Source organism: Pseudomonas sp. GL-B-19, from assembly GCF_019956415.1.
Classification (GTDB): Bacteria; Pseudomonadota; Gammaproteobacteria; order Pseudomonadales; family Pseudomonadaceae; genus Aquipseudomonas.
Window position 1 is genome coordinate 36,789 of sequence record NZ_JAHBDK010000043.1, and the last position, 11,213, is coordinate 48,001.

11 protein-coding genes are annotated in these 11,213 nt (G+C 59.6%); 7 read left to right on the top strand and 4 right to left on the bottom strand.

The features are described 5' to 3' along the window. Positions 1-198: 198 nt before the first annotated feature. The 4 genes from infA to trxB all read right to left on the bottom strand — a co-directional run bounded on the left by infA (position 199) and on the right by trxB (position 3,042). The gene (gene infA, locus KGB06_RS18510) at positions 199-417 is read right to left on the bottom strand and encodes a translation initiation factor IF-1 (protein WP_002553999.1); all 219 of its coding nucleotides are present in this window, start codon (positions 415-417) and stop codon (positions 199-201) included. A gap of 100 nt (positions 418-517) precedes the next feature. Further along, positions 518-1,225 carry an arginyltransferase gene (locus KGB06_RS18515; RefSeq protein ID WP_223518282.1) on the bottom strand — a complete coding sequence of 236 codons (708 nt, stop codon included), beginning with the start codon at positions 1,223-1,225 and terminating at the stop codon, positions 518-520. A gap of 112 nt (positions 1,226-1,337) precedes the next feature. Continuing rightward, positions 1,338-2,018, bottom strand: a complete 681-nt coding sequence (gene aat / locus KGB06_RS18520) for a leucyl/phenylalanyl-tRNA--protein transferase (RefSeq protein ID WP_223518287.1) — start codon at positions 2,016-2,018, stop codon at positions 1,338-1,340. A gap of 64 nt (positions 2,019-2,082) precedes the next feature. Then, positions 2,083-3,042 (bottom strand): thioredoxin-disulfide reductase, encoded by a 960-nt coding sequence (trxB, locus tag KGB06_RS18525; protein ID WP_223518290.1) that lies wholly within the window; start codon positions 3,040-3,042, stop codon positions 2,083-2,085. Between the two features lie 38 nt (positions 3,043-3,080). Between trxB and KGB06_RS18530 the strand changes: the two genes are divergently transcribed. The 7 genes from KGB06_RS18530 (at position 3,081) to cysG (ending at position 11,001) form a co-directional block, all read left to right on the top strand. Next, on the top strand, positions 3,081-3,344 hold the full coding sequence (locus KGB06_RS18530; protein WP_223518292.1) for a hypothetical protein: 264 nt from the start codon (positions 3,081-3,083) through the stop codon (positions 3,342-3,344). Positions 3,345-3,348: 4 nt separating this feature from the next. Beyond that, complete coding sequence (locus KGB06_RS18535; RefSeq protein ID WP_223518294.1) at positions 3,349-5,754, top strand: DNA translocase FtsK; 2,406 nt, start codon at positions 3,349-3,351, stop codon at positions 5,752-5,754. Between the two features lie 78 nt (positions 5,755-5,832). Beyond that, positions 5,833-6,456: an outer membrane lipoprotein chaperone LolA gene (gene lolA / locus KGB06_RS18540; RefSeq protein WP_223518296.1), complete on the top strand. Its 624-nt coding sequence runs from the start codon at positions 5,833-5,835 to the stop codon at positions 6,454-6,456. Between the two features lie 156 nt (positions 6,457-6,612). Beyond that, positions 6,613-7,935, top strand: coding sequence for a replication-associated recombination protein A (locus KGB06_RS18545; RefSeq protein ID WP_111448954.1), 1,323 nt, complete (start codon positions 6,613-6,615; stop codon positions 7,933-7,935). Beyond that, the gene (gene crcB / locus KGB06_RS18550) at positions 7,935-8,309 is read left to right on the top strand and encodes a fluoride efflux transporter CrcB (protein WP_223518297.1); all 375 of its coding nucleotides are present in this window, start codon (positions 7,935-7,937) and stop codon (positions 8,307-8,309) included. Before KGB06_RS18545 ends, crcB begins: the two co-directional genes overlap by 1 nt. A 16-nt stretch (positions 8,310-8,325) precedes the next feature. Continuing rightward, positions 8,326-9,606 (top strand): serine--tRNA ligase, encoded by a 1,281-nt coding sequence (serS, locus tag KGB06_RS18555; protein WP_223518300.1) that lies wholly within the window; start codon positions 8,326-8,328, stop codon positions 9,604-9,606. Next, entirely contained in the window at positions 9,607-11,001 is a 1,395-nt protein-coding gene (cysG, locus tag KGB06_RS18560; protein ID WP_223518302.1) for a siroheme synthase CysG, read from the top strand. Positions 11,002-11,213 lie beyond the last annotated feature (212 nt).

Genomic DNA, 11,213 nt, shown 5'->3' on the forward strand with positions numbered 1-11,213 from the left:
CTTTTTGCTGTCTGGAGAACACCCGAGATCAACTGTAGGAGCTGGCTTGCCAGCGATAGCTATGGATCAGGCAACACTAATACAAGACATGCCGACGCCTTCGCTGGCAAGCCAGCTCCTACATGGGGTCGGCGTGCTGCATCAAATCGCAGGCAAACAAAAACGCCCGGCAGAGCCGGGCGTTTTGTATTGACTTGATTAGCGAGCGCGGTAAGTGATGCGCCCTTTGCTCAAGTCATAGGGCGTCAGCTCGACGCGCACTTTGTCACCGGTAAGAATACGAATGTAGTTCTTGCGCATCTTGCCGGAGATATGCGCGGTTACGACGTGCCCATTTTCCAACTCCACACGAAACATGGTGTTGGGCAGGGTGTCGACGACAGTGCCTTCCATTTCGAAGCTGTCTTCTTTCGACATGCAGTAAAGCCCTCGGTGTCCAATGAATGGCCCGGTGCAACTGCGCCAGGCAAAAGCGGCGTGCATTGTGCCCGAAAAATGGGGTTTAAGCCAAGGGGTTCTAGTTCAGGATGACCCAGCGTTGATTAATCAGCAGCTCGATAGGCCGATATTGGGTCTTGTAGCTCATTTTTTTGCAGTTTTTGATCCAGTAGCCGAGGTAGACGGCGTCCAGTCCGAGGCGGCGTGTCTCGCCGATCTGCCAGAGAATCGCGTAACGCCCCAGGCTGCGGCGTTCTTCGCCGGGTTCGTAAAAGGTATACACCGCCGACAGACCGTTCGGCAGTAAGTCGGTGACAGCCACCGCCAGCAGTCGCCCCTCGAGACGAAATTCGTAGAAGCGCGAGAACGGCAGGTCGCGCACCAGGAAGGTCGCGAATTGATCGCGACTTGGCGGGTACATGTCACCATCGGCGTGACGCTGTTCGATATAGCGCTGATAGAGGCCGAAATACTCTTCGGTGAACTGTGCTCTGGAAGGGCGAACCTGCAGGTCGGCATTTCGTTTGAAAATGCGTTTCTGTTGGCGGTTGGGGGTAAATTGCGCCACAGGGATGCGCGCTGGCACGCACGCATTGCAGTTCTGGCAATGTGGCCGGTAAAGATGATCGCCACTGCGACGAAAACCCATTTCAGACAAATCTGCGTAGACATGCACATCCATGGGCTGGCTTGGGTCGAGGAACAGGGTTGTAGCCTGTTCATCTGGCAGATAGCTGCAAGAGTGGGGCTGAGTGGCATAGAACTTCAAACGCGCCAACTCGGTCATGATCAACCCTCGGAATAAGCTTTGATTGGGGGCGTTCATTCTCAATGAGTTTCACCGCCGCGAAACTCGTTGAGAGCGCCCCCTAAGTGTAAGCCACGCGCGCAAAAGTCGCTCAGCAAACCCAGGTTGCGCGATTGGGTTGATCCAGATGCTGCGCCAGGTAGCCAGCAAATTCGCGGCGGGGAATCGCCCGTGCGCCGAGGCTGTGCAGATGATCGGTCGGCATCTGGCAGTCGATCAGCACAAAACCCGAGTCTTTCAGATGTCGCACCAGTGTGGCAAAGCCATATTTGGACGCATTGTCGGCGCGGCTGAACATGGACTCACCAAAAAACAGTTGGCCCATGGCCAGGCCGTAGAGCCCGCCAACCAGCTCGTCCTGCTCCCAGACTTCCACCGAATGCGCGTGACCACGCCTGTGCAGTTCTATGTAAGCGTCTTGCATGGCCTGGGTGATCCAGGTGCCATCGGCGTAATCGCGCGGGGCTGCGCAAGCGCGGATGACGGCGGCGAAATCCTGATCGAAGGTCACTTGATAGCGCTGTTGGCGCAGCAATTTCGCCAGGCTGCGGGAAACGTGCAGTTCGTCGGGAAACAACACGGTGCGCGGATCCGGCGACCACCAGAGAATCGGCTGGCCTTCGGAGAACCATGGAAAGCAGCCGTGGCGATAGGCCTGAATCAGACGATCGGCAGACAGATCGCCCCCGGCAGCCAGGAGCCCGTTGGGGTCGCGCATGGCTTTTTCCAGCGGGGGAAAGGTCAGGGTATTGCGTTGTAACCAAGTCAGCATGGCATCCGGGCTTGCAGAAGGGGAGGGTGGTGGCGGGCTGATGGGCCCGCCGTAAAGTGTGCCGTTAAACGCCGGGAATGTCGTCGAGGTATTTCTCGGCGTCCAGCGCGGCCATGCAACCGGCCCCGGCCGACGTGACGGCTTGGCGGTAAACATGATCGGCGACATCGCCGGCGGCAAACACGCCTGGGATTGCGGTGGCGGTGGCGTCGCCTTCGTTGCCGCTTTTGACTCGCAGATAGCCATCGCGCATGGCCAGCTGATCGACAAACAGATCGGTGTTGGGTTTGTGGCCGATGGCGATGAACACCCCGGCCAGCGCCAATTCGCGGGTTTCGCCGGTCTGGCTGTCGCGCAGGCGGGCGCCGGTCACGCCGCTGGTATCGCCCAGCACTTCATCCAGATTCTGATTCCAGTGCAGGCGAATATTGCCGTTGGCCGCCTTTTCGAACAGTTTGTCCTGGAGAATCTTTTCCGAGCGCAACTTATCGCGGCGGTGAATCAGATGGACTTCCTTGGCGATGTTCGACAGGTACAAGGCTTCTTCAACAGCGGTATTGCCGCCACCGACCACTGCCACCACCTGATTGCGGTAAAAGAAGCCGTCGCAGGTGGCGCAGGCTGAAACGCCCTTGCCGGCGAACTTCTCTTCCGAGGGCAACCCCAGATATTGCGCCGAAGCGCCGGTGGCGATAATCAGGGCGTCACAGGTGTAGGTGCCGCCGTCGCCGATGAGTTCGAATGGGCGTTGTTGCAACTTGGCGGTATGGATGTGGTCGTAAACGATCTCTGTGTCAAAGCGTTCGGCGTGTCTTTGCATGCGTTCCATCAGCACCGGGCCGGTGAGGCCTTCGACGTCGCCGGGCCAGTTGTCGACTTCGACGGTGGTGGTGAGCTGGCCACCTGCCTGTATGCCGGTAATGACAACGGGTTTGAGGTTAGCGCGGGCGGCATAAACGGCTGCGCTGTAACCGGCAGGGCCGGAACCCAGAATGATCAGACGTGAATGCTTCGCTTCGCTCATAAAAACACCTCATAAGCCTTTGTCACGAAAGAGAATGCATGCTCAAATTGACCGCACGTCAAGGTGCTTTTGGCTATGCTATACCCAGTGTCTCAAGCATGGCGTCGGACGGACAAACCCGTACAATGCCTGCGTGCAAGGGGGGTTGTAACAAAATAAGCAGTGCACGCCGTGTTTATAAAACACTGGGTGCAGTGTTAAAAGTAGTCCCGGTTGCGCCTGTTAACTTTTTTACCTGCCTGGATTGGGCAGTTTTTATAGTCATTCAACAGATGGACGCGCCCCAGGCGCAGGAAAAGTAACGTTTTGAAGAAATCCACGGCAGCACCCAAAACAGTCGTTCCGCTCTGGCGCCAGCATTTGCACTACCGGCTCAAGGAAGGTGCATTGATCGCCATTGGCGCCTTGTGCCTGTTCCTGATGATGGCCTTGCTGACTTACGGCAAGGACGATCCGGGCTGGAGCCATAACAGCAAGATTGATGACGTGCAGAATTTCGGCGGCCCGGCCGGTTCTTACAGCGCCGACATCCTGTTCATGGTGCTGGGCTACTTCGCCTACATTTTCCCGTTGTTGCTCGCGGTCAAGGTCTATCAGATCTTCCGTCAGCGCCACGAACCTTGGCAGTGGAGCGGCTGGCTGTTCTCCTGGCGCCTGATTGGCCTGGTGTTTCTGGTACTGTCGGGTGCTGCGCTGGCGCACATCCATTTCCATGCCGCCACGGGTCTGCCGGCAGGTGCCGGTGGTGCGTTGGGTGAAAGCCTCGGCGATCTGGCCAGGAACGCGCTGAACATCCAGGGCAGCACACTGTTGTTCATCGCGCTGTTCCTGTTCGGTCTGACGGTGTTTACCGACCTGTCGTGGTTCAAGGTGATGGACCTCACCGGCAAGATCACCCTCGACCTGTTCGAACTGTTCCAGGGCGCGGCTAATCGCTGGTGGGCGGCCCGTAACGAACGCAAGCAACTGGTGGCGCAACTGCGTGAAGTCGACGATCGCGTGAATGAGGTGGTCGCGCCAACCGTCACCGACAAACGCGAGCAGGCCAAGGTCAAGGAACGCCTGATCGAACGTGAGCAAGCCCTGAGCAAGCACATGTCGGAACGCGAGAAGCAGGTGCCGCCGGTCATTGCACCAGCGCCGCCGAAACCGGCTGCACCGAGCCAGCGAGTGGAAAAAGAGAAACAGACGCCGTTGTTCGTCGACAGCGCCGTGGAAGGCACCTTGCCGCCGATCTCGATTCTCGACCCCGCGGAAAAGAAACAACTCAATTACTCGCCCGAATCCCTGGCTGCGGTTGGCCATTTGCTGGAAATCAAGCTCAAGGAATTTGGCGTCGAAGTCTCGGTGGATTCGATTCACCCAGGCCCGGTGATTACCCGTTACGAAATTCAGCCGGCCGCTGGTGTGAAGGTCAGCCGCATCTCCAACCTGGCGAAAGACCTGGCGCGTTCCCTGGCCGTGACCAGCGTGCGTGTGGTTGAAGTGATTCCGGGCAAGACTACCGTCGGTATCGAGATTCCTAACGAAGACCGGCAGATCGTGCGCTTCTCCGAAGTGCTGTCGACCCCCGAGTACGACAACTTCAAGTCGCCGGTCACCCTGGCCCTCGGTCACGACATCGGCGGCAAGCCGGTCATCACCGACCTGGCAAAAATGCCGCACTTGCTGGTGGCCGGTACCACCGGTTCCGGTAAGTCGGTGGGCGTGAACGCGATGATCCTGTCGATCCTGTTCAAGTCTGGCCCGGAAGACGCCAAACTGATCATGATCGACCCGAAAATGCTTGAACTGTCGATCTACGAAGGCATTCCGCACCTGTTGTGCCCGGTCGTGACCGATATGAAGGACGCGGCCAACGCCCTGCGCTGGAGCGTGGCGGAGATGGAACGCCGCTACAAGCTGATGGCGAAGATGGGCGTGCGTAACCTGTCCGGCTTCAACGCCAAGGTCAAGGAAGCCCAGGACGCCGGCACGCCGCTGACCGACCCACTGTACAAGCGCGAAAGCATTCACGATGAAGCACCGCTGCTGACCAAGTTGCCGACCATCGTCGTGGTCGTCGACGAGTTCGCCGACATGATGATGATCGTCGGCAAGAAGGTTGAAGAACTGATCGCCCGTATCGCCCAAAAGGCCCGAGCTGCCGGTATCCACTTGATCCTCGCCACCCAGCGTCCGTCGGTGGACGTGATCACCGGTCTGATCAAGGCCAACATTCCGACGCGTATGGCGTTCCAGGTATCGAGCAAGATCGACTCCCGGACCATCATCGATCAGGGCGGCGCCGAGCAGCTGCTGGGTCACGGTGACATGCTCTACATGCCGCCGGGCACCAGTCTGCCGATTCGTGTTCACGGCGCGTTCGTGTCCGATGACGAGGTTCACCGCGTGGTGGAGGCCTGGAAGCTGCGCGGCGCGCCGGAATACAACGACGACATCCTCGCCGGTGTCGAAGAAGCCGGCAGCGGCTTTGAGAATGGCGGTGGTGGTGGCGATGATGATGCCGAAACCGATGCGCTTTACGACGAAGCGGTGCAGTTCGTCCTGGAAAGCCGTCGTGCGTCCATCTCTGCGGTTCAGCGCAAACTGAAAATCGGCTACAACCGCGCCGCGCGCATGATCGAAGCCATGGAAATGGCCGGGGTCGTGACGTCCATGAACACCAACGGTTCGCGTGAAGTCCTGGCCCCGGGCCCGGTGCGCGACTGATTTGAATCGCCTCCTTGAATTGAAAAGCGGTGGCGCACACGCGCCGCCCGATCCCCCACGAATGTTATGAGGACTCCCATGCGTCTTATCCGCATGCTGTTGCTGCCGGTACTGGCTTTGACCACGCTCCAGGCTAACGCCGATGACAAGGACGTGGCGCGCCTGACCCAATTGCTGGAAAAATCCCAGACATTGACTGCCCGTTTCTCCCAGCTGACCCTCGATGGCAGCGGCACCCAGTTGCAGGAAACCGCTGGCGAAATGTCGTTGCAGCGTCCGGGCCTGTTCTACTGGCATACCAATGCGCCGGCTGAACAAACCATGGTCTCCGACGGCAAGAAGGTCACCCTGTGGGACCCGGATCTGGAACAGGCCACGATCAAGAAACTCGATCAACGCCTGACCCAGACGCCTGCACTGCTGTTGTCCGGTGACGTGTCCAAGATCAGCCAGAGCTTCGACATCAGCGCCAAGGAAGCTGGCGGCGTGATCGACTTCACCTTGAAGCCCAAGACCAAGGACACCCTGTTCGACAGTCTGCGCCTGTCGTTCCGCAATGGCTTGGTCAACGACATGCAGATGATCGACAGTGTCGGCCAGCGCACCAATATTCTGTTCACTGGCGTGAAGGCCAACGAGCCTATCCCGGCCTCCAAATTCAAGTTCGATATCCCCAAGGGTGCGGACGTGATCCAGGAATAAAACGCAAAACCTGTAGGAGCGAGCCTGCTCGCGAAGAGAGTGTCAGTCGCCATCAATGTTGTCTGACACACCGCATTCGCGAGCAGGCTCGCTCCCACAGGGGCCCGGCGGTGTTCAAGTTATTGGTTGATAGTCAGTGAGGTTTCGCAAGTAGTGATGGACCTGTTTCGCAGTGCCCCGATAGCTCAGCCCTTGGCCGCCCGCTTGCGTGCGGCCAATCTGGATGAGTACGTCGGCCAGGAACACCTGCTCGCTCGCGGCAAGCCTTTGCGCGAAGCCCTGGAGCAGGGTGCCCTGCATTCGATGATTTTCTGGGGGCCGCCGGGCGTGGGCAAAACCACCCTGGCGCGGTTGCTGGCGGAAGTCTCGGATGCGCACTTCGAAACGGTCTCTGCCGTGCTGGCCGGTGTGAAGGAAATCCGTCAGGCGGTGGAAATCGCCAAGCAACAGGCCGGGCAGTACGGCAGGCGCACCATTTTGTTTGTCGATGAAGTGCACCGCTTCAACAAGTCGCAGCAGGATGCTTTCCTGCCGTACGTTGAAGACGGCACGCTGATTTTCATCGGCGCGACCACCGAAAACCCCTCATTCGAACTCAATAACGCGTTGCTCTCCCGGGCCCGCGTCTATGTGCTCAAAAGCCTCGACGAAGCAGCCCTGCGCAAGTTGGTGCATCGCGCACTGACCGAAGAACGTGGCCTGGGCAAGCGGCAGCTGACCCTCAGCGATGAAGGTTTCCAGATGCTGCTGTCCGCCGCCGATGGCGATGGCCGGCGGCTGCTGAATTTGCTGGAAAACGCCTCGGACCTGGCCGAAGACAACAGCGAGATCGGCGTCGATCTGCTGCAAAGTCTGCTCGGTGATACCCGCCGACGTTTCGACAAGGGCGGAGAAGCGTTTTACGACCAGATTTCCGCGCTGCACAAATCCGTACGCGGCTCCAATCCCGACGGTGCGCTGTATTGGTTTGCACGGATGATAGACGGCGGTTGCGATCCGCTGTATCTGGCCCGGCGCGTGGTGCGCATGGCCAGCGAAGACATCGGTAATGCCGACCCGCGCGCCCTGAGCCTGTGCCTGGCAGCGTGGGAGGTGCAAGAGCGCCTGGGCAGCCCCGAAGGTGAGTTGGCGGTGGCCCAAGCCATCACGTATCTGGCCTGCGCGCCGAAAAGCAACGCGGTGTACATGGGCTTCAAGGCAGCGATGCGCAGCGCCACCGAACACGGTTCGCTGGAAGTGCCGCTGCACCTGCGTAACGCTCCGACCAAACTGATGAAACAACTCGGTTACGGCGACGAATACCGTTACGCCCATGATGAGCCGGATGCCTACGCGGCAGGCGAAGATTATTTCCCGGAAGAACTCGAACCGCAGCCGTTCTATCAGCCGGTGCCACGCGGCCTGGAGTTAAAGATTGGCGAGAAGCTCAATCACCTCGCCCAGCTTGACCGTTTAAGTCCCCGGCAGCGGAGAAAATAGTGATTCCATTGGTCATTGCGGTGTCCATCGGCGGTGTCGCCGGCACGCTGTTGCGTTTTGCCACCGGAAACTGGATCAACGCTAATTGGCCGCGGCACTTCTATACCGCGACGCTGGCCGTTAATATCGTGGGCTGTTTGCTGATCGGCGTTCTATACGGTCTGTTTTTGATACGCCCGGAAGTGCCGTTTGAGGTGCGCGCCGGGTTGATCGTCGGCTTCCTCGGAGGGCTGACGACTTTTTCATCCTTTTCACTGGATACGGTGCGCTTGCTGGAAAGCGGGCAAGTGCCGCTGGCTTTGGGCTATGCGACGCTCAGCGTATTCGGCGGGCTGCTTGCCACCTGGGCCGGCCTGTCCTTGACCAAACTTTGATAAACGAGAAACCGACATGCTCGATTCCAAACTGTTACGTAGCAACCTTCAGGACGTAGCGGACCGCCTGGCATCCCGCGGCTACACGCTGGATGTTGCGCGCATCGAAGCGCTGGAAGAACAGCGCAAGACCGTCCAGACCCGCACCGAAGCACTGCAGGCTGAGCGTAATGCCCGTTCCAAATCCATCGGTCAGGCCAAGCAGCGCGGCGAAGACATCGCGCCACTGATGGCTGACGTCGATCGCATGGCCAACGAATTGAGCGCCGGTAAAGTCGAGCTGGACGCGATCCAGACCGATCTGGATTCGATCCTGCTGGGCATTCCGAACCTGCCGCACGAATCGGTACCGGTTGGTGATGACGAAGACGGCAATGTTGAAGTGCGCCGCTGGGGCACCCCGAAGGCGTTCGATTTCCCGGTTCAGGACCACGTTGCCCTGGGCGAGAAATACGGCTGGCTGGACTTCGAAACCGCCGCCAAGCTGTCGGGCGCCCGTTTCGCCCTGCTACGCGGCCCGATCGCTCGCATGCACCGCGCACTGGCGCAGTTCATGATCAACCTGCACATCAACGAACACGGTTACGAAGAGGCTTACACGCCTTATCTGGTTCAGGCCCCGGCGCTGCAAGGCACTGGCCAACTACCTAAGTTCGAAGAAGACCTGTTCAAGATCGCTCGCGAAGGCGAAGCCGATCTGTACCTGATCCCGACGGCTGAAGTGTCGCTGACCAACATCGTCGCTGGCGAGATCGTCGATTCGAAACTGCTGCCGATCAAGTTCGTGGCCCACACGCCATGCTTTCGCAGTGAAGCCGGCGCGTCGGGTCGTGACACCCGCGGCATGATTCGCCAGCACCAGTTCGACAAAGTCGAAATGGTCCAGATCGTTGAACCGTCGACGTCGATGGAAGCGCTGGAAGGCCTGACCGCCAACGCCGAGAAAGTCCTGCAACTGCTGGAGCTGCCTTACCGCACCCTGGCGCTGTGCACCGGCGACATGGGCTTCAGCGCGGTCAAGACTTACGACCTGGAAGTGTGGATTCCGAGCCAGGGCAAGTACCGCGAGATTTCGTCGTGCTCCAACTGCGGCGATTTCCAGGCCCGTCGTATGCAAGCGCGTTTCCGCAACCCGGAAACCGGCAAGCCTGAACTGGTTCACACCCTCAACGGTTCTGGCCTGGCGGTCGGTCGTACCTTGGTGGCTGTGGTGGAAAACTATCAGCAGGCCGACGGTTCGATCCGTGTGCCTGAAGTCCTGAAGCCGTACATGGGTGGCCTTGAGGTCATCGGTTAAATGAACTATCTGCCGCTGTTTCACAACCTGCGCGGCAGTCGTGTGTTGGTTGTCGGTGGGGGGGAAATTGCCTTGCGCAAATCCCGCCTGCTGGCCGATGCCGGTGCGCTGCTGCGGGTGGTTGCACCTGAAATCGAACCGCAACTGCGCGAACTGGTTGCCGGCAGCGGTGGCGAGTGCCTGTTGCGCGGTTATGCCGAGACGGATCTGGACGGTTGCGGGCTGATCATTGCCGCCACCGACGACGAGCCGTTGAACGCGCAAGTCTCCGCCGATGCCCATCGGCGTTGTGTGCCGGTCAACGTCGTGGACGCGCCGGCCCTGTGCAGCGTGATCTTTCCGGCGATTGTTGATCGTTCGCCCTTGATTATTGCGGTGTCCAGCGGCGGCGATGCGCCGGTGCTGGCACGGTTGATCCGCGCCAAGATTGAAACCTGGATACCGTCCACGTACGGCCAACTGGCGGGTCTGGCGGCGCGTTTTCGCGGCCAGGTCAAACGCCTGTTTCCGGACGTACAGCAGCGCCGGGCGTTCTGGGAAGATGTTTTCCAGGGCCCGATTGCCGACCGGCAACTGGCCGGGCAGGGCGCCGAAGCCGAGCGTCTGCTGCAAGTAAAAATCGAAGGTAAAGCGCCAGAAGCCACCGGTGAGGTCTACCTGGTGGGCGCCGGGCCCGGTGATCCCGACTTGCTGACGTTCCGTGCCTTGCGCCTGATGCAACAAGCCGACGTGGTGCTGTATGACCGTCTGGTGGCCCCGGCGATTCTGGAACTGTGCCGTCGCGATGCCGAGCGGATCTATGTCGGCAAGCGTCGCGCCGACCACGCTGTACCGCAGGATCAGATCAACCAGCAATTGGTGGACCTGGCCAAACAGGGCAAGCGGGTTGTGCGGCTGAAGGGCGGTGATCCGTTCATCTTCGGTCGCGGCGGTGAAGAGATCGAAGAACTGGCGGCCCAGGGCATCCCGTTCCAAGTGGTGCCGGGTATCACGGCGGCCAGCGGTTGCGCGGCGTATGCCGGGATTCCGCTGACCCACCGCGATTACGCGCAGTCGGTGCGGTTTGTCACCGGGCATTTGAAGGACGGCTCCACCGATCTGCCATGGGCCGACCTGGTCGCGCCGGCGCAGACGTTGGTGTTCTACATGGGGCTGGTGGGGTTGCCGGTTATCTGCGAGCAGTTGATCAAGCACGGTCGCGGGGCAGACACCCCGGCGGCGTTGATCCAGCAGGGCACCACGGTCAATCAGCGGGTGTTTACCGGCACGTTGGCGGATTTGCCACGGTTGGTGGCGGAGCATGAAGTGCATGCGCCGACGTTGGTAATCGTTGGGGAAGTGGTGCAATTGCGCGAGAAACTGGCGTGGTTTGAAGGGGCTCAGGGGCAAGTCTAGAGACCGCGTCGCTGCCATCGCGAGCAGGCTCACTCCCACATTGGATCTGTGTCGTTCACAAATCCCCTGTAATTGGATGGACTCGCCCACGCCGAGGCGTCAATGCGCCACGGTGGCAGTCTAAGAAGCCAACGGCAGCGAGGGCGAGTCCATGAAAAAGAATACGACGCTTAAACAGTCCCTGTCTTCAACCGATGTGTCGGCCTGTACGA